The sequence below is a fragment of the Chryseobacterium aquifrigidense genome, from assembly GCF_006716485.1.
Classification (GTDB): domain Bacteria; phylum Bacteroidota; class Bacteroidia; order Flavobacteriales; family Weeksellaceae; genus Chryseobacterium; species Chryseobacterium vietnamense.
Map to the genome: position 1 here is coordinate 2,480,945 of NZ_VFPD01000001.1, position 19,153 is coordinate 2,500,097.

Genomic DNA, 19,153 nt, shown 5'->3' on the forward strand with positions numbered 1-19,153 from the left:
ATTGTAAAGCTTTCGTTTTAATTGGCTGCAAAGCTGATTCACTATTGATAACGAAGTTCATTGACTCTCAACAATTTTAAATGTTATTTCAAAGCAACTTCTGCCTTTACGTTCATTCCTGTTCTTAATCTTTTGGCAATGTTCTTGTCAAGATTTACAAAATCGATTTTTACAGGAAGTCTCTGAACTACTTTTACGAAGTTACCGCTCGCGTTATCCGGAGGAAGAATAGAGAATGTAGCTCCTGTAGCCGGAGAGAATGAACTTACCACTCCTTCAAACTCCTGATCAGGGAAAGCATCAATCTCAATTTTCACTTTCTGCCCTTCTACCATTTTGTCTACCTGCGTTTCTTTAAAGTTAGCTACAACCCATTTCTGGTCGTTTTTAACCAAAGCAAACAACTGTGCTCCAGCCTGCAGATACTGACCTGCCTGTGTAGGTACTTTTCCAACGTATCCATCCTCAGGTGCAAGGATTACGGTGTATGATAAGTTAAGTTTTGCATTTTCTACATCCACTTCTCTTTGCTTAGCCACAGATCCTGCCACACTGATTTGTTGTGAACTTGCTGCGGTCTGAGAAGAAGCGATGTGAGTTTGCTGAGCAATTTGGTTTCTTTGATCAACCAAAACCTGTAACTGTCTGTCTGCAGATTGTTTTGCTGCCAAAGCCTGCTCATATTGCTGTTCTGTAATAGAGTGGTCTTTTACAAGATTAGCATATCTCTTCAAATCCTGAGAAGTTTTCCAAACATTTACTTTTGCTGCTTCTATCTGAGCATTAGCCGTTACTACAGCCGCTTCTGAAGAACCGATATTTTTTGAAGTAGCTGTTGTGGTAGCTTCTGCATTGGAAATATTACTTTTAGCAGTAGATAATGCTGCCTGAGCCTGGTCTAGAGCCATTTTCTGATCTCTGTTATCCAAAATCACCAAAGTATCTCCTTTCTTTACAAACTGGTTGTCTTTTACCTTTACCTGAGCTACATAACCTGAGATTTTAGAAATTACCGGTGCCATATTGGAAGCAATCTGAGCATCGTCAGTCTCTTCGTGATACTGTCCGTAAGTAAACGCTCTGTAACCGTACATTCCTCCTCCGATTACTACTGCCGCTAAAATGATAGGAAAAACTAAACTTTTTTTCTTTTTAGGTTCAGCTGCCTGTGTATTATTATTTTCCATTTTGGTTTCGATCTGATTATTTAATTGTTAAAGTTCCTGTTGTTTGTAATAGTTTTCTGTATGCCAGTGCTGCGTCTGCCTTAGCATTGATCACTCCAACGTTGGCAGCAATCTGAGCCGCGTCTGCATCCAGCAATTCAGTCATGGTTGCCAGACCGTTGTCGTATTTATTTTTTGTAATTCTGTAATTTTCATTAGCCTGCTCAGCAGATTTTTCGAAAACAGCAATTCTCTTTTTTGAATAATCGGTGTTTTGGTATTCTCTGTTGACATCAAGCTTAATGTTATCATTCAGTAATTCATCAGTAGCAGCAAGCTGTTTTTCTCTCGCCTGTGACTGTCTTAATGAAGAATTTTCTTTCCAAAGGTTGGATAAGTTGTAAGAAACTCCAATTCCTACGTTAATCGCATTGTAAACGGTAAGAAACTTAGGAATATCTGCTGCTACGTATCCTCCGGTAAATGCAATGGAAGGAAGGTTTTCTGCTTTCGCTGCTTTTGATCCAAGTTCTGCCGCTTTTCTCTGCTGTGCCAGAGCCTGTAAATCTTTACGGTTTTCTCTGGCTTCGGTAACATAAAAATCAACAGGTTTTACGTCTGATCCCTCTTCAATATAATTTTCATCCACTGTCAGTTCTGTAGTTTCAGGAAGCCCAAGCAATAAATCCATATTGATATTGGCAATATTGTAGTTATTCTTAGCTTCCAACAGTTGAAGTTCAATATTTGAAGTCTGAAGATTTGCCTTTAATCTGTCGTTTCTTGCTATCAAACCGTTGTTTTCCATTTTAAGGAAGGTTTCATCTCTTTTTTGAGAAGCAGTAAGGTTTTCTTCAAAGACTTTGATAGACTGGTTAGCCTTAAACAGATTATTATAAGCCTGAGCTACATTGTAAGCAATGGCAATTTTATCATTCTCAGTACTTAGTTTAGAAGCTTCTACAAGATATTTAGCGGACTGAATCCCATATTTGATTCTTCCGCCGCTGTAAATCGGAACGCTAAGATTCGCTGAGCCGTAAACTACCTGATGTATTTCAGGTCCGCCAGCGCCGCCTGCAAGACCAGGAAGTTTGATATCAACATTTGGTTTTATCGGAAGATACATATAGCTACCTGATACTTTTAATTCCGGTAGTTGTCTGTTTTTAGCCTCCAAAAGATCAGCTGTAGCCTCTTCGATCTTGGCTGCATCGATCTTGAGATTCTTGCTGTTCTGGATTCCCAGCTGCACGGCCTCGTCAAGAGTAAGTGTTCTTTTCTCCTGAGCATTTGCATTTGCTATTCCTACGAATAGTGATAATGCAATCACTGAGTTATTTATTCTCTTCATAACCTAAAAGGTCTTTTAGTAAATATTTAATATGTTTATTAAGTTCTGTGTAGTATTTTTCATCAAAAGCTTCTTCATCTTCTGTTTCATTCAGGAACTCTTTATACATTTCTTTCGCATTGAATGCATAAAATAAGGTTCCGCTTACTGTGGAATGAAGAAGATAAATGGGTGGATTTTTGGTGAAAATTCCATTTTTAAGACCACTTTCCAATATTTGTGAATACATGGAAAGAAATCCCATTTTGGTTTGCTTCAAAAATTCTACAATCTGAGGATTTTTAGTATGCAGCTGCTCTCTCTGCATAATCCTGTAGAAGCATTTTTGAGTGCGGATCTTGTAAGAAAACTGATCGATTACCCTTTCAATCTTCTGCCATTCGTTGATGTCTGTTCTTCCCAAAAGATCTTTAGAAAAAAACTGACCTTCATTCATTCTGTATTCTACTAATTTCTCATAAAGTTTTTCTTTAGAGCCAAAATAATACGAGATCATAGAAATATTAACATTCGCATCCTTTGCAATTTCCCGGGTGGAAGTTCCTTCGAATCCCTTTTCTGCAAAGAGCTTCTCGGCGGCGAATAATATATTTTCTTCTTTTGAAATCATGTTCGTGTTCATTTTTCAGGGCGCAAATGTACACAAGTTTTAACACAAATCAAACGATTGATTGATTTTTTAATATAGATTTAATTTATTGCAAAGAAAAGACGTTTTCTATAATATATGCTGAATACGCAGCAGAGGCAGTTTTTGATGGAAAATAATAAAAATAGCGTCCTTTTTTTATTCATATATGGGAAATACTTCAATGATAATTCTTAATATTTCCAGGCTATATTCAATTGAAGTATACCTAAAAAAGGCAGGAAAGTAAAGCTAAAATGATAATCTCCAGAATAAAAACAAAACTCCGGTGTTAACCAGAGTTTTTATTTATGTGCTTTTATGAATGTATCTTGATAGTTTAATTCCCAGATCCGTCCAGACAATTTTGGGGTTTCCGTTTCTGGTCAGGTGAAGATCAGCTGTATTGATTTCTTCCAAAATACTTTCAATATTGGCCCCGCTGATAAATTTTGAAAAGCCGGCCCAATTGAAGCCATTCGCATTGATCTTTTTATATACCAGATTCTCAGACTGATAGTTCTGAAGCAATGCCAGTCTGAAAATTTCAGAACAATAATTAAGGAAGTTTTTTTGCTTTTCTCTGTTCCATCCTGCAATTTCTCTTGCCCAAACAATAATACTTCTAAGATATTCCGGTTTCTTTTTTACCATAAAGGCATCTCTCACCCACTGTACAAAAAGCTTTTCAAACTCATTGCTTTTGTCTCCTGAATGTAACAGTTTTATGGCTTCGTTGAGATCACCCTGTGCTTCATGAACAATCTCCCTTATTTTTTCTTCTGAAACAGAGAAGTTCTTTTTAAGATAATTCTCAATATCTTCATCATTAATTCTCGGGATCTCTACAATCTGTGTTCTGGAAAGAATAGTAGGAAGAATATCGTTTGTGCTTTCAGCCGTAAGAAGAATGACGGTTTTTGCCGGCGGTTCCTCTAAAAATTTCAAAAACTTATTGGAAGCGGCTATATTCATTTTATCTGCTCTCCAGACGATAAGAATTTTGGTTCCTCCCTCAAAACTTTTTAAAGAAAACTTTTGATTCTGGTCATCCACTTCATCTGCAGAAATAAATAACTGTTTATTTTCCGATTCCAGGAAGGCAGTCCAGTCATCATAGCTTGCGTAAGGAGAAGCTATAATCATTTCTCTGAACTCATCAAATTTATTCTTACTTAATGAGTTTTTATTGTCCGTAAAAACCGGAAAACTGAAATGCAGATCCAGGTGATTGAGGTGTTCTACCTTCGCAGCAGCATGTTCATTTTCCCGACTGAAAATTTCCCGTGCATAGGCCAATACCATAGGTAGTGTTCCGTATCCCTCTTTTCCTACAAAAAGCTGGGCATGGCTCACTCTGTTTTCAGCAATGCTTTCTCTAAGAAGTTTTTTCAGATTCGTCTGTCCGGCGATGTTCTCCCAATTCATGTTTCAAAGATAAAAAATCTTATCTCAATTCATAAAATTAAGTCTGCTTAAAATGCATAAAACTATAGATTACAATTTCAATAGAGTAATACACCTACTCTATTATAGGAAACATCAATAATAAGATTAGAATAAAACTTAAAATTAAATTTTACACAATTTAATTTTAAACAATACATTTGTCAAGTGAAATTATTCGTAAATTGATTACCATTTCACACCAATTCAAATATTAAAATTACACACCAATGGATACAAACCTGGAACAAAAAATCAGAGGGATATTTCAGCAGCAGAAAGCCTTTTTCAAAACCAATCAGACTAAAGATATTGAATTCAGAAAAGCACAATTAAGAAAATTCCGTGAAGTTTTTCTTCAGCATACCGATGCACTTTGTGAAGCTTTGGATACAGATTTGGGGAAAAGCAGAAAAGAAGCGGAATATGTGGAGATTCAGATAGTGATCAGCGAACTTGATTATTTGTTGGAAAACATCGATGAATGGGCAAAACCTACCCCTGTAGCATCAAAACCACATCCCTCAGGAGCTGAAGTAGAAAGCAAAATAACGTATCAGCCTTATGGAGTTACTTATATTATAGGCCCTTTCAACTACCCTGTCCAATTGACATTCAGTCCGTTAATCGGAGCACTGATTTCCGGAAATACTGCTATTATAAAACCTTCAGAAAACACACCTCATGTTGCCCAGGTTCTTGAAGATATTGTGAAAGAATCATTTAATGAATCCTACGTAGCAGTTATTCAGGGTGCTATTGAAGAAAATACCTTATTACTAAGTCTTCCTTTTGATTATATTTTCTTTACAGGAAGCCCCAATGTTGGAAAAATTGTCATGAAAGCCGCTGCAGAACAGTTAATTCCTGTTACGTTGGAACTGGGAGGAAAATCTCCTACCATTGTTCATAAGGATGCAGATCTGGATAAAGCTGTAGCCAGAATATCCTACGGAAAATGGATTAATTGCGGACAAACCTGTGTGGCTCCTGACTATATTTACATTCATGAATCTGTAAAAGATGCTTTTATAGAAAAATTTAAAGCTCATTTAAATACAGCTTATGAAGGTAATTCTCTGGGAAAAATCGGAAAGATTGTTAGCCAGAACCAGATTAAACATCTGGCAGGGTATCTGGAAGCAGCTCCCGAAAAAGTAATCTACGGAGGAAATTACGATCTTGAGAACCGTCATTTTGAAGCTACTTTAATGGATCATGTGACCTGGGATGATCAGGTGATGCAGCAGGAAATCTTTGGTCCTGTTCTTCCTGTGATGACCTATAGCGATATTGAAGAAGCTTTGGAGGAGATCAACAGCCGTCCAAAACCTTTGGCATTATATGTATTTTCAGAGGATCAGAAGTTTGCAGATTATGTTTTAAACCATACTACAAGCGGAGATGCTGAAATCAACAGTGCTATTATCCACGTGGGTTCTCATTATTTACCTTTTGGAGGAGTAGGAACTTCAGGGATGGGAAAATATCACGGAAAATTCAGTTTTGAATGTTTCAGCCACAGCCGTTCTGTTCTCCAGGTAAAATAATAGGATAAATGTCTATTCCTATAACTAAGACTGTTCATCATAGGACAGTCTTTTATGCAAAACAGAATTGATATTTTTATAGCAGGAAATTTGCATTTTTCTTGTAAAGAAAAGCCCTTAACAAACTTTAACCACATATAATTTTTACAATTCATTAATATTTAAGATATTTGCGCATTGTTTTAAAAATAAAGAATGAAAAAAATCTTTGTAGTATCATTCATATCAGTTGGATATTTTCTGAATGCACAGAGTCTAAGCAACTCTCCTTATGCAACTTATGGAATTGGAGATGTGAAATATGATAATACGATCGAAACTGCTTCTATGGGAGGCATATCTACTGCTTTTATTAGTGATTTTACCAGCAGTTTCAATTTTGCCAACCCGGCAAACAATGCCAATTTTGAACTTACGAGTATCAGACTGGAAGCTACCAACGAAAACAATTATTTCAAATCGAATTATAACGATATGAAATCTACAAAGCATTCTACGTATCTTTCCAATATTTCGATTGCATTTCCATTATCTTCAAAAGTGAAAATGGGGATCTCTTATCAGCCATACAGTTCTAAAAGTTATGACATCGTAACTGAACAGTTGGCCAGTGATAACACGACTCCTCTTTACAGAAATAACTTTAAGGGAAGCGGAACGTTGAACACAGCACAGCTTGCTGTTTCTTATAAAATTAATCAGGAATTATCTGTAGGGGCAAAAGCCAATCTTTATTTTGGAGACCTTAATGACCTGAATGAATTCCGTGCTTACAATAACAATCTTGGTACGTATGCAGGTGGATATGTTAATGGTTATGAAACTAAAAACAGAGTCCGAAACTTTAATTTTACGCTGGGTACAAGCTACCAGACTTTAAATATGCGTACTGATAAGAAGTTTACAGTAGGAGCTACTGCTACTTTTGGGAATACTAGTAATATGACTACCCAGTATACCAACAGTACGTACAGATATTCTGATGATCAGGAGACGACTAAACTTAGCGGATCAGAAACCATCATCGAACAAAAAGAAACAAAATCCAAAAACCTTCTTCCATTACAGGCTTCAGTAGGGGTTGGATATGGAAGTGAAAACCATTGGTTTGTATCAGGACAGGTAGATTATAAAAAAGGAGAAGATATCTCTTATTTTGGTAAAAATTTCAGTTACCAGGATACCTACAGAATTTCTGCAGGGGGATGGTACCTTCCAAATTATAACAACTTCAGAAACTACTTCTCAAGAGTAATCTATAGATATGGAGCATTCTATGAAAGAGGAAATCTGAATCTGGAAGGGAACAGTATTAACAAATTCGGTATTTCTGCCGGAGTAATGTTACCATTCAAGAACAGTAGTATTACAAGAATGAGTGGTCTTGAAATCGGATTAGAAGTTGGTAAGAGAGGAACTCTTCAGAACAACCTGATCAACCAGAATTTCGTCAACCTGAGAATCGGCTTTAATTTTGCTGATAAGTGGTTCAGAAAGACACTTTATAACTAAAATGAACTTTTCAAAAAAAATATCATATAAAAATATAGCATGCCTTTTTAGTTGTGCTATATTTTTTATATTGACATCCTGTGAGGAGGATCTTACCAAAAGGAATGGCAGCCAAAGCAAAAATTTCCCTTCACAGATCATCAACAATGCCAATATTATACAGCGTGATTCCGGCTTTGTTACTTTAAAAGCCAAAGCACCCATCATTGAAAAATACGAGCTGATTGACAGCCCATATGTGGTAGCCAGAAAAGGAATTGACATTGAGTTTTTTGATAAAAAGAAACCTAAAGTTCCCGGAAGAATTACCGCCAAATATGCCCGTATTTTTGAATACAAAAAATTCTACGAAGCTAAAGGTGATGTAAGGATAAAAACCAATGAAGGGCAGAGATTTGCAATGCAGAGTATTTATTGGGATCAGAAAAAAAACAGAATCTATACCAAAGATACGGTTTATGTTACTATGGAAGACGGTTCTACACTGGTAGGTGCCAACGGAATGACTGCCAAGGACGACTTTTCCGAATACACATTCTATAACAACTCCGGAGATTTCAGTTCTAAAAGAATTTCTGAGAATAAAAAATAATTTCAAAAACAATGAAAACTCTGGCTATAGGATTGATGTCTGGAACAAGTCTGGACGGCTTGGATATCTGTCTTGCTGAATTTGAAAAGCAGGACAAGTGGACCTTTCAAATCCTTAAAGCCGAGACAGTCACCTATTCTGAGGATTGGGAAACTCAACTTAGAAACTCTATTCATCTTTCTTCTGAAGATTTATTGGAACTGCATTCAGAGTATGGTTTTTATCTTGGACAACAGGTTAAAAAGTTTATTCATCAACATCGGCTTGAAAATATTGACCTCATTGCCTCTCATGGCCATACTGTTTTTCATCAGCCAAAGAGAAAATTTACGCTGCAGATTGGTGATGGCAAGGCCATAAAACTGGAAACCGGACTTCCTGTTATCTATGATTTCAGAAGTCAGGATGTGTTGATGAAAGGAAATGGAGCTCCTCTGGTCCCTATAGGTGACGAATTACTTTTCTCCAGTTACAGTGCCTGTCTGAACCTGGGTGGATTTTCCAATATTTCTTTACGTTCAGAAGGAAAAAGAATAGCATTTGATATTGCTCCGGTAAATATTGTTTTGAACTATTTAGCTCACCAGCTTCATAAAAATTTTGATGAAAACGGAGCATTGGCAGCAAAAGGAAAAACAGATGAAACTCTACTGAATCAACTTAACGTTTTGGATTTCTATCACATTCCACATCCAAAATCATTGGGAATAGAATGGTGCCATCAACATATATTTCCCCTTCTTGAAAATATTGAAACACTGGATGCACTGGCTACTTTTACAGAACATGCTGCGCAGCAGATTGCCAATGTCATCAATCAATATAGTATAAAAGACATTCTTATCACCGGAGGAGGCGCATACAACACGTTTTTAATTGAAAAAATAAGAGCAAAAACGAAAGCTGAAGTAATCATCCCTGAAAAAGAGATCATCAATTATAAAGAAGCCCTGATTTTTGCCTTTATGGGTGTTTTAAAAATGAATAATGAGATCAATGTGCTTTCTTCTGCGACTGGAAGTACTGAGGATCATTGTTCGGGAGTTATTGCATAAGAAAGGGCCACATATCAAAATAAAAAACCTCCAACGTTGGAGGTTTTTATTATTTATAAGCTTCGATTTTATCGGTAAGCGTATTGATAAAGTTCTGTAAAGGTTTTTCTACCATCATTTTGATGAATGGATTGAATTTTCCTTCAAATAGCATCTGAACTTCAGTCTGGTTTTCACTGATTGGGTTCAATGTAGCGGTTAATGAGAAATCCAAACTTGAACTTGCAGATCTTAAAACAGCTTTCTGATCATCTACCTCATCAATTTTTAATGCGATTTCAGGCATACCCTGTAATCCAAATTTAAATCCGTTATCTCTTGTTTCAAATTTCTGAAGACCATCCGGCATAAAATCTTTATAATTTTCAGGGGATTTCAGCAACTCGGTAAGTTCTTTGGATGATTTATTGACAATAATCTTTCGTCCTTCTAAATTCATTTTTTATTTTTGTATTTAAATTCTTAACTATTACAAATGTATAAAGTTTTTGTCAACGAAAAAAAATTATTAATATCTAAGCATCCTGAAGAACTTGAAAAAAAGCTTGGATACGAAAATTATACAACTTTAGAGATCGCATTGGATCTTTTGGAGAATACTTCTGTGCAGGAACTGAATGTGTATGGAGAGAATTTGGAAGAAATCTGGCAGGAATTTCAGAAGCTTTTCAGAATTATAGAAGCTGCAGGAGGTCTTGTTAATAATCCTGAAGGTAAAATTCTTTTCATCAAAAGACTCGGTAAATGGGATCTTCCTAAGGGTAAGATGGAAAAAGGAGAATCCAGGGAGGAGTCTGCAGTAAGGGAAATAGAGGAAGAAACAGGTTTGAGTGATGTTGAACTTGTACAATTCATCAATACTACTTACCATATCTATGTGGAAAGAAATGGAGAGAAAATCTTAAAATGTACGCATTGGTTTGAAATGAACTTTGATGGAGAAGATACTTCCAAACCGCAAATAGAAGAAGGTATCACCGAAGTTGCCTGGAAAACTACATCAGAAATTGAAAATGAAGTGTTTCCAAGTACTTTTAAAAATATCAAACTGATCGTAAAAGAATTCTGGAATTTGAAGAAATCTTAAAAGCTGGAAGAATGAAGCCGGAAGTTACTATCCGGCCATTACTTCTTTAAGTGTTTTTGATCAATGGAATTTTATAAAGCTGAATAAATAAGGGAACGGTCTTCAATCCCCTTCAGGAACTTCCCTCTCCCAGCCTCCAGCTTGCTTACCCTAAATAAAGTCGATCACTTTCTCCAGTGCAATTCCTCTGGATCCTTTCAACAATATGTTTTCGGACTGAATTTTATTCTGTTTTAAATATTCTATTAATTCTGCTGTATTTTCAAAAGCAAGGTCTGAAGAATTAACCGCTTTAAAATGTTTTCCAACAGTAATAATTTCATTAAAATGAAGATCCTGAGCCAGTTTTAGGATATTTTGATGCTCTTTTTCACTTTCATCACCCAATTCCAGCATATCTCCGATAATAATAGTTTTACGGCCTTCAAAGCTGATAAAGTTATTCAAAGAAGCAGTCATAGAACTTGGGTTGGCATTATAAGTATCCAGAACCAAAGTCCTGCCCTCTTTTTTCACCACCTGAGATCTCATATTCGTTGGGGTGTAGAGTTCCAACGCATGCTTTATTTTTTCAAAGCTGATTCCGAAATGAAGTCCCAGACTTGCAGCAGCACAAAGGTTAGTAAAATTATACTCTCCTGTCAGTTTTGAAACCGCTTTTACTCCATGATAAGTCAAACCTACAAAATGCTCTTCTGAAAAAGATTCAAAATAATAATTGGAAGTTTCCGCTCCAAAAGTAATTTTAGGGGAATAGTTTTCAGTTTTCTCTACCTGTATAGGATCATTTTCATTAACAACAATAGTTCTGTTATTGTTTCTAAGATAATCATAGAGCTCAGATTTTCCTTTTATTACGCCTTCGAAACCTCCGAAGCCTTCCAGGTGAGCTTTTCCAAAATTGGTAATATATCCGAAATCAGGTTGTGATAGAGTACACAGGAATTCAATTTCTTTCTGATGATTGGCTCCCATTTCAATCACGGCCATTTCATGTTCGGGTTTAATGGAAAGAATGGTCAACGGAACTCCAATATGGTTATTGAGATTTCCAGCTGTATACTGAACATTAAATTTTTCGGAAAGAACTGCGTGAATCAACTCTTTGGTAGTTGTCTTTCCGTTACTTCCCGTAAGTCCTATAAAAGGAATGGTAAGTTTGCTTCTGTGATAGATTGCCAATTGCTGTAAAAATTCCAGCGTAGAGGGAACATAGAAAATGTTTTTATCTCTGTTTTCAAATTCCGGAAGCTCAACAATCACTGCCAAAGCTCCGTCATCAATGGCTTTTTCCGCCAGGGTAGCTGCATTGAAATTATCACCGGAAAAGGCAAAGAAAATATCATTCTCTGCTATTTTTCTGCTGTCAATAGTCACTTTTGCTGCCTGCAGAAATAAAGGATAAAACTGTTCTATATTCATGTGGAAATATATTTAATTTTTTTAGAAGTCATATGTAATCGCTAAATCTATATGGGTGTTTTTAGACTTTTCAGCCTACGCGATTTCATGCTTCAAAAATAAAAAAACCTTCCGAAAGTTCGGAAGGTTTTTTATAAGTATTTTGATAAATATTATCTTCTAGTTCTACTCTTATCGCTAGCTCTGGCATCCTGTGCAACACGGAACCCAACCCAGCCATAAGCTCTGTTTTGATTTTTATATCTTCTTTGTCCCGGATCCAGCCAGTATGCTGTATCCTGCCAAGAACCACCTTTTACAACTCTAACCTCGTTAGAAATTCCGGAAGTTCTGTCTTTACTATCTTTCTGTAGTTTCACTCTACCAGTTGCATCTACGACAAAGCTTTTCTTAGGAGCGTTGTACATATCGAATCCGGCAGCAGAATCAGAAGCTCTGTAATATTCTAAAGAAGACTGTCTGTCACCATCTCTGTAGTTTCTGTAATCAGCGATAGTTTGTCTTTCAAATTGTCCAGGAAGTCCTTTGTAAACTAATCTTCCGTCAGCTAATGTATCATACTTGATAGTACCTTCGTCGATCATTTTATAAGTTCCGTCACCGTTTCTTACGATTGCCTGAGGCATGTTTCCTCTGTAATAGTTGAAATCGTTGTAATCTTCATCAATGATTGGTCTGTAAACATCAGCCGTCCATTCAGAAACGTTTCCGTACATACCATAGATTCCTAAATCGTTAGATGGATATTGTCTTACGTCAGAAGTTTGAGCTGATCCGTCGTTTTTCCATCCTGCAATACCAGAATAGTCACCTTTACCCATTTTGAAATTTTCAAGGAACATTCCTCTCTGTTTTCCTTTAGTCCCTCTTAATCTTTCGATTTCAGGCTTTTTACCCAGATATTGGTTATATTCTCTGTTTTTAGCCATACCAAGAGCAGCATATTCCCATTCTACTTCAGTAGGAAGTCTGAACTTCTGTACCATTGCAGAATTTGGAGCTCTGTTAGCTGCAAGCAATCTCTGGTTGGTAGTTTTCATACCAGTTTTTTGCTGCATTCTTTTCTCATTGATGTATCCTTGCATTTCAGGATCATTCGATTTGAATTTATCCATGTTGAATGCAGTCCCTCCCTGGTTGTTGGATTCGTTGATATACAAATCCTTGGCAATAATACCAGCCTGCATCAAAGCTTTTTCATTCGCTCTGTCTGACAGCCATTCACAGTATCTGTTTGCCTGAGTCCAGGAAACTCCTACTACCGGATAGTAATCAAACTCCGGAGAACGCAGATAAGTTTCATTATAATCGTTTCTTGCTAATTTGTTGTCCCATAATAAGGTATCCGGTAAAGCACCGTTATAGATCTCCTTAAAACTCGGGTCACTTGGTGGGAATACATACTTCAACCATGTAAGGTATTCGCGGTATTCGTAGTTAGTAATTTCAGTTTCTCCGATAAAGAATGAACTTACCTGCATTCTGCGAGGTGTGTTATTCCAATCGTGCATAACATCATCTTTCACTAATCCCATTGTAAAAGTTCCACCTTCTACATATACCATCCCAGGCCAACCCTTCTGCTTCTGTTGCTTTCCTGCAAAAAACCAACCCTGTTTTTCGTTTGGTTTCCAACCTGTTTTGCTGACAAATTTTTTGGTACCGCCACCTTTGCTGGTTCCTGATCCGCCACAGCTGGTTAATGCAAGTGTAGAACTTAATGCTATTAATGAAAACAACTTTAGTTTTTTCATAGTCGATATAAATATTTTCAAAGTACAAAGAAAAAATAAATTATTCAATAAATCAAGTAAACATTTGATTTTTTTGAAAAACGTTAACAAATTAATTTTATTGTATCACAATTTAATTCTAAAATTTTCATTTATTTTGTAATTTAGCAATTTCAATAGTAAACATGAAACGAAAAATTACGATTTTATCTTTAATCGCTTTTGCATCAACACTTTACGCCCAAAGAAACACCATAGAATGGAATGGCTCTAAAATTCAGGATTTTGGTGACACAAAATTAAATCTTCCCAATTTTAAAAATGAAGGTTTTTCTTACAGCCAAAATAATGTTTTTATAGTAAGCAAGCAAAAAATCGGAGAAAAGCAATTAAAAATCTCAGACCTTGTTTGGGAAAGCGTTTCTAACCAGGATTTGTTTGAGCTGGATAAAGGCAGACTTCCGGATTATGATGTAGCTGATGTTTCCTATTATACTTTGGATGGAGAAAGCTATGCCAGCGTTAGTATTGCTTTATTTAAAAATGTAAAAGGCCGTGTTCAGAGATTATCTTCGTTTAATGTTTCAGAAGCCTCTTCTTTTATCAATACAACAGGAACTGTTAATAAAATAGGGACCACCGGAAATCCTTTGTCAAGTGGAAATTTTTATAAGATAAAGGTAGACAAGTCCGGAGTATTCAAAATCACCTCCCAGTTTCTAAGAGATAACGGAATCAATCCGAGTTCTGTAAATCCAAAAAATTTCAGAATCTACGGAAACGGAGGAGTAATGCTTCCTGAATATAATCAGGATCCGAGATATGGGGCTTTACAGGAAAATTCCATTCAGGTAGTAGGTGAAGATGATGGCGTATGGAATGATAATGACTATGCTCTTTTCTATGCACAAGGTCCGGACGGATATAACCTTTATGACACAGGCAATGGAAACGGTTTTAAAAGACATGATACCCGATTCAGTGAAAGAAGTAATAATGTGAAAAACATCTATGAAGATTTCTCATATTATTATATCAATTTTGACAAAGGAGCGGGAAAAAGAGTTCCCACTGTAGACGGAAACCTTCCTGCCCAGCTGATTACAAGATATGACAGTTACCAGGTGATCAATAAGGATCAGAAAAACCTGTTAAAAGTGGGAAGAACTTGGGTAGAGGACACTCCTTTCTCCAATGAAAAGACCATAACATTGACTACCAATTCTCCTATACAGGCGAATGATGTAATACGATACAGAACTCAGGTGGTAGCGTATAACTCCCAGCAGAATACGATGGATTTTAAAATCAATAATTTAAATCCACACCCACAGCAGGTAATTCCTACAGATACCTCTTCCTATCAGTATACTTTCTATCCGGTAACATATACCGGGACATTAACCAATCTTACAGGAAATCAGTTTAATCTGGTTTATAACCCTGATATTTCCAAAAATCCGAATGGAACATTCTATTTTGATTATCTGGAAGTTCAGTATAAAGAGAATCTTGCATTCAATGGTTCACAAATGAACTTCAGAGATTATTCCATTGTAAGTGGAAGCAATACAGACTATGGTTTCAGTATCAGTAATGCTGCTAATATAGAACAGGTATGGGATATAACGGATATTACAAACGCTAACAGAAGAGTGAATAAAGCAGGAGGCGGCTCTTTCAACTTTGCGTACACGGCTGCTGATCAGAATTTCAATAATGAATTTGTAGCTTTTCGTGCTGACGCTGCTTTTAGTCCACAGTTTGTAGGAAGAATTTCCAACCAGAATCTTTCTGCAATACAAAATGTAGATTATCTTATCCTTACCGTCCCTGAAATGATGGGCCAGGCACAAAGAATCGCCAACTATCATCAGACCACGCATAACTACAAAGTAGAAATTGTTGACATTAACAAAATCTATGAGGAATATGGCAGCGGAAGTAAAGATCTTACCGCAATCAGAGATTTTGTAAGCAAACTCAATACTCCTCTGGGCAGACTTCAGTATGTCTTTATTCTCGGGGATACTTCATACGATTATAAAAACAGGGTTCCGAATAATTCAAACGTTGTTTCCAGCTATCAGAGCGAACAGTCTTCAGATTATGTATCCTCTTTTGTTACGGATGATTATATTGTAATGACAAAGCCGCAGACAACATTATTAATTGAAAACAATTTACCGGACCTGCCTGTGGGTAGAATTCCTGCAGCCAATGTAAGTGAAGCCGGAGATATGATTAATAAAACACTGGCTTATTATAATTCTCTTCAGGGTCAATCCTCTCCTTTTGGAGACTGGCGTATGCGGCTTGATTTTGTAGTGGATGATAATGACGAAGGAGGCGGACCTTTCCATAATGTAATGAACAACTCGCTGGCAAGTATATTTGAACAGCCAGGTCAGCAGGAACTTAAAGAGTATAATGTAAAAAAATTATACATGGATGCCTTTACCGCTCAGAGTACATCCGGAGGGCGAAGATATCCGCAGGTAAACCAGGCCATTTCCAATGCGATAGGAAATAGTTTGTATCTATTCTATTTCGGACATGGAGGAATTAATGGTTGGGCACAGGAAAGAGTGCTTACCAGTACAGAGGTTCAGAATGCCAACAACTTCTCTAATGTATACAGCAGATTCCCGTTTGTATCAACCATCACTTGTGAATTCACATTATGGGACGAACCTGCAACCAACTCTGTAGGGGAACAGTTTATTAAAATGAAGCAAGGAGGCGTTTCTACCATGATTACTTCCAGCCGTGCTATCGGGGTAGATTATGGACGTGATTTTACCAATACATTAACTCAGAATATTTTTAAGCTAACCAATGACGATTTTAACTCATTAGGAAATGCCCAATTAATTGCCAAAAAACAAAAAGGGCCCAACAGCAACCATTTAAAAGTAAACTTCCTGGGTGATCCGGCTATGAAATTAAGCAGACCCCAAAGGCTTCTTGTCATTGATAATATTGAAACTCCGGTTCCAGGGCTGATCAGAGGTTTGGATTTTGTAAAAATTAAAGGACACATTAATAATCCGAACGGAACACTTAACAATACCTTCAACGGAAAAGTCAGCATCAATATTTTTGATAAGAGATTAAACAAGAAAACACTTAATAACAGTGGAATTCTGACTCCGGTTTTGGATTATACTGAAGAAGGAAGTGCTATTGTAAAATCTGCAGGAATTGCTGTAAACGGAGTATTCACTGCTGAATTCTATGTTCCTAAAGATATTAATTATGCTGTAGGACAGGGAAGAATACTGGCCTATGCTGATAACAAATCAACGGATGTTTTTAACAACCAGGCTGTACAGGTGGGTGATATCAATCCTAATGGAATCAATGATAATCAACCTCCAAAAGTAAAACTGTATATGAATAACACCAACTTTGCAGATGGTGGAATTACCAACCAGAATCCTATGCTTCTTGCCTGTCTAACCGATGATACGGGAATCAACTCAACAGGATCCGGTGTAGGGCATGATATTACCGTATATCTTGACGGGCAGATTATCAATACTGTTGTTTTAAATGATTTTTATGCTCCGGGAGAAGGTAACGGATGCTTAAATCCAAGCCTTGCCGAATACCAGAAAGGGAATGTAACCTACCCATTCAGAAATCTGTCAATCGGGCAACACCAATTAACATTTAAAGTTTGGGACATAAACAATAATTCTACAACTGCTACGTTAAATTTTGAAGTTAAAGATGAATCTGACCAACACCTGACGATCAATCGTCCGCTGAACTGGCCAAATCCATTTACCAATAAAACTTATATTCAGTTTGAACACAATTGTGATGATATTCTGGATGTGAACGTGCAAATTTATACAATAACTGGAAGATTGGTAAGAACTTTATCGCAGCCGGTGGTTGCAGAACCGTTCCTACAGGGCTTCAGAACCCCTCGTCAGGCAATAGAATGGGACGGAAGAGATGATTTTGGTTCTACAGTAGCAAAAGGTACGTATATTTTTAAGATATTTGCAAAAAGTCAAAATCAAGAAAAATGCAAAGGAAGTGCTACAGCTGTAGAAAAAATGGTACTTTTGAAATAATAAAATAGAACAATAGATAATAATATTAATAAAAAACTGATAATATATAAAAGACAACATATGAATTTAACTACTAAACTGCTATTAGGATTTGGTTTGAGTGCTGGTTTTTTAGGCTATTCGCAAGATTTAGGTAAAGTAAACCCAGTTCTTACCGGAGCTCCTTTCTTAAGAATTGCACCTGATGCGAGATCGGGAGGTATGGGAGATCAGGGGGTGGTAACCTCTCCGGATGCATTTTCACAATTCTGGAATGCGGCTAAATACCCTTTCAGCAGGACAAGTTCTTCCGTAGGTCTTAACTATACGCCTTACATGGGAAAACTTACCAATGATGTATTCTTATTATATGCTTCGTTCCATAAGTTTTTGGGGCAGGAAGAAAGATCTACAATTTCTGCGAGTATCTATTATTTCAATATGGGACAGGTAGACCTGACTCAATTGGTAGGTACAGAAATCGCTTCCATGGGTACATCAAAACCAAACGAATTCTCCATTGACGTTGCCTACGCTTTGAAACTTTCTGATTCATTCTCCGGAGCTGTTACCGGTAGATTTATCCGTTCAGACTTAGCCGGAGGATTCAATACAGATACTACACTTAAAGCGGCCAACAGTTTTGCAGTAGACGTTTCAGGATACTATACCTCTCCAAGATTCTCCAGTATTGGTGGATATGATGGTAAAGTGAATGCAGGTTTAGCAATTCAGAACTTAGGTCCGAAACTGGATTATACAGGAAATGAAGAATCAAGATCTTATCTTCCTACTATGGCAAGATTAGGGGTTGGATATGACATGTACCTGGATGATATGAACAGAGTTGGAATTTCTGTGGAAGGTTCCAAACTTTTGGTTCCAGGATCTGAGTATGCAGGAATAGACCCTAATACAAGACAGCCTATTTATCAGATCCCTAATGTAGGACCAATGGCTGGTATCGGAAAATCTTTCAAAAATAAAAACAGTATCATGTACAGTGGTGCTTTAGAATATTCATATGACAATGCATTTTCTGTAAGAGGAGGTTACTTCCATGAAAGTGAAGAGCAGGGAGCAAGACAGTTTGCAACTGCGGGTGTTGGGTTAAGATACCGTTCTTTCGGACTTGATCTTTCTTACCTGATCAACATGTCCAAGATCAACAGTGCTTTGGATAACACACTTCGTTTCGGTCTTACCTGGAACATTGGAGAAGAAACATCTAATAACGATCGTTAAAAAAGCAACAGCTCTATAAAAAAAAGCCTCATACATTGTATTGAGGCTTTTTTATGTCAATTGTCAATCGTCAATCCGCTACGCTTGTCAATTTATTTTCACACTAGACCATTCACTATTCACTTTGCGAAGCAAAAATTCACTATTGATTTTTAAGGTAAGAATTCGTGGAACAAGATTTGTTAGCTGTTGTGTTAAAAATTGACTAATACGAGCTGCGAATCATTGGTATGTTTCTTCTGTCAATTCTTTTTTAATAGCACTATAGCACAATTAAAAAAAATATAACATTAAGT

At 36.7% G+C, this 19,153-nt stretch carries 14 protein-coding genes; 7 read left to right on the plus strand and 7 right to left on the minus strand.

Translation table 11 applies throughout. From position 1 onward, the window contains the following. Window positions 1–83 precede the first annotated feature (83 nt). The 4 genes from FB551_RS11065 to FB551_RS11080 form a co-directional block, all read right to left on the minus strand. Window positions 84–1,187 (minus strand): HlyD family secretion protein, encoded by a 1,104-nt coding sequence (locus tag FB551_RS11065; RefSeq protein WP_142017478.1) that lies wholly within the window; start codon window positions 1,185–1,187, stop codon window positions 84–86. Window positions 1,188–1,203: 16 nt separating this feature from the next. Then, the gene (locus FB551_RS11070; protein ID WP_047433976.1) at window positions 1,204–2,520 is read right to left on the minus strand and encodes a TolC family protein; all 1,317 of its coding nucleotides are present in this window, start codon (window positions 2,518–2,520) and stop codon (window positions 1,204–1,206) included. Further along, a complete protein-coding gene (locus FB551_RS11075; protein WP_047433978.1) occupies window positions 2,504–3,142 on the minus strand; it encodes a TetR/AcrR family transcriptional regulator in 639 nt (212 codons plus the stop codon). Before FB551_RS11075 ends, FB551_RS11070 begins: the two co-directional genes overlap by 17 nt. A gap of 315 nt (window positions 3,143–3,457) precedes the next feature. Further along, window positions 3,458–4,576, minus strand: a complete 1,119-nt coding sequence (locus FB551_RS11080; RefSeq protein WP_142017480.1) for a DNA polymerase III subunit — start codon at window positions 4,574–4,576, stop codon at window positions 3,458–3,460. Window positions 4,577–4,824: 248 nt separating this feature from the next. Here FB551_RS11080 and mdlD point away from each other — a divergent pair, with 248 nt between their 5' ends. The 4 genes from mdlD (at window position 4,825) to FB551_RS11100 (ending at window position 9,303) form a co-directional block, all read left to right on the plus strand. Further along, complete coding sequence (gene mdlD / locus FB551_RS11085) at window positions 4,825–6,144, plus strand: NAD(P)-dependent benzaldehyde dehydrogenase MdlD (protein ID WP_142017482.1); 1,320 nt, start codon at window positions 4,825–4,827, stop codon at window positions 6,142–6,144. A 195-nt stretch (window positions 6,145–6,339) separates the two neighbouring features. Then, complete coding sequence (locus tag FB551_RS11090; RefSeq protein WP_142017484.1) at window positions 6,340–7,656, plus strand: hypothetical protein; 1,317 nt, start codon at window positions 6,340–6,342, stop codon at window positions 7,654–7,656. 1 nt (window position 7,657) lies between these two features. After that, entirely contained in the window at window positions 7,658–8,248 is a 591-nt protein-coding gene (lptC, locus tag FB551_RS11095; protein ID WP_047378448.1) for an LPS export ABC transporter periplasmic protein LptC, read from the plus strand. 11 nt (window positions 8,249–8,259) lie between these two features. Further along, window positions 8,260–9,303, plus strand: coding sequence for an anhydro-N-acetylmuramic acid kinase (locus FB551_RS11100; RefSeq protein ID WP_142017486.1), 1,044 nt, complete (start codon window positions 8,260–8,262; stop codon window positions 9,301–9,303). A 49-nt stretch (window positions 9,304–9,352) separates the two neighbouring features. On the opposite strand, the gene FB551_RS11105 is transcribed toward FB551_RS11100, so the two are convergent. Further along, window positions 9,353–9,742 carry a hypothetical protein gene (locus FB551_RS11105; protein ID WP_034699917.1) on the minus strand — a complete coding sequence of 130 codons (390 nt, stop codon included), beginning with the start codon at window positions 9,740–9,742 and terminating at the stop codon, window positions 9,353–9,355. Window positions 9,743–9,778: 36 nt separating this feature from the next. On the opposite strand from FB551_RS11105, the gene FB551_RS11110 reads away from it, so the two are divergent. Further along, window positions 9,779–10,390, plus strand: a complete 612-nt coding sequence (locus tag FB551_RS11110) for an NUDIX hydrolase (RefSeq protein WP_047433988.1) — start codon at window positions 9,779–9,781, stop codon at window positions 10,388–10,390. A 150-nt stretch (window positions 10,391–10,540) separates the two neighbouring features. On the opposite strand, the gene FB551_RS11115 is transcribed toward FB551_RS11110, so the two are convergent. Then, a complete protein-coding gene (locus tag FB551_RS11115) occupies window positions 10,541–11,812 on the minus strand; it encodes a UDP-N-acetylmuramoyl-tripeptide--D-alanyl-D-alanine ligase (RefSeq protein ID WP_142017488.1) in 1,272 nt (423 codons plus the stop codon). Window positions 11,813–11,964: 152 nt separating this feature from the next. After that, complete coding sequence (gene gldJ / locus FB551_RS11120) at window positions 11,965–13,566, minus strand: gliding motility lipoprotein GldJ (RefSeq protein WP_047433991.1); 1,602 nt, start codon at window positions 13,564–13,566, stop codon at window positions 11,965–11,967. A 164-nt stretch (window positions 13,567–13,730) separates the two neighbouring features. Here gldJ and porU point away from each other — a divergent pair, with 164 nt between their 5' ends. Both porU and porV read left to right on the plus strand, forming a co-directional pair. Further along, window positions 13,731–17,633: a type IX secretion system sortase PorU gene (porU, locus tag FB551_RS11125; protein ID WP_142017490.1), complete on the plus strand. Its 3,903-nt coding sequence runs from the start codon at window positions 13,731–13,733 to the stop codon at window positions 17,631–17,633. A 60-nt stretch (window positions 17,634–17,693) separates the two neighbouring features. Then, window positions 17,694–18,857 carry a type IX secretion system outer membrane channel protein PorV gene (porV, locus tag FB551_RS11130; RefSeq protein ID WP_034699905.1) on the plus strand — a complete coding sequence of 388 codons (1,164 nt, stop codon included), beginning with the start codon at window positions 17,694–17,696 and terminating at the stop codon, window positions 18,855–18,857. Window positions 18,858–19,153 lie beyond the last annotated feature (296 nt).

Coding starts and splice junctions, on each gene's coding strand:
- FB551_RS11065 (WP_142017478.1), bottom strand. CDS start 1,187: ATGGAAAATAATAATACACAGGCAGCTGAACCTAAAAAGAAAAAAAGT.
- FB551_RS11070 (WP_047433976.1), bottom strand. CDS start 2,520: ATGAAGAGAATAAATAACTCAGTGATTGCATTATCACTATTCGTAGGA.
- FB551_RS11075 (WP_047433978.1), bottom strand. CDS start 3,142: ATGAACACGAACATGATTTCAAAAGAAGAAAATATATTATTCGCCGCC.
- FB551_RS11080 (WP_142017480.1), bottom strand. CDS start 4,576: ATGAATTGGGAGAACATCGCCGGACAGACGAATCTGAAAAAACTTCTT.
- mdlD (WP_142017482.1), top strand. CDS start 4,825: ATGGATACAAACCTGGAACAAAAAATCAGAGGGATATTTCAGCAGCAG.
- FB551_RS11090 (WP_142017484.1), top strand. CDS start 6,340: ATGAAAAAAATCTTTGTAGTATCATTCATATCAGTTGGATATTTTCTG.
- lptC (WP_047378448.1), top strand. CDS start 7,658: ATGAACTTTTCAAAAAAAATATCATATAAAAATATAGCATGCCTTTTT.
- FB551_RS11100 (WP_142017486.1), top strand. CDS start 8,260: ATGAAAACTCTGGCTATAGGATTGATGTCTGGAACAAGTCTGGACGGC.
- FB551_RS11105 (WP_034699917.1), bottom strand. CDS start 9,742: ATGAATTTAGAAGGACGAAAGATTATTGTCAATAAATCATCCAAAGAA.
- FB551_RS11110 (WP_047433988.1), top strand. CDS start 9,779: ATGTATAAAGTTTTTGTCAACGAAAAAAAATTATTAATATCTAAGCAT.
- FB551_RS11115 (WP_142017488.1), bottom strand. CDS start 11,812: ATGAATATAGAACAGTTTTATCCTTTATTTCTGCAGGCAGCAAAAGTG.
- gldJ (WP_047433991.1), bottom strand. CDS start 13,566: ATGAAAAAACTAAAGTTGTTTTCATTAATAGCATTAAGTTCTACACTT.
- porU (WP_142017490.1), top strand. CDS start 13,731: ATGAAACGAAAAATTACGATTTTATCTTTAATCGCTTTTGCATCAACA.
- porV (WP_034699905.1), top strand. CDS start 17,694: ATGAATTTAACTACTAAACTGCTATTAGGATTTGGTTTGAGTGCTGGT.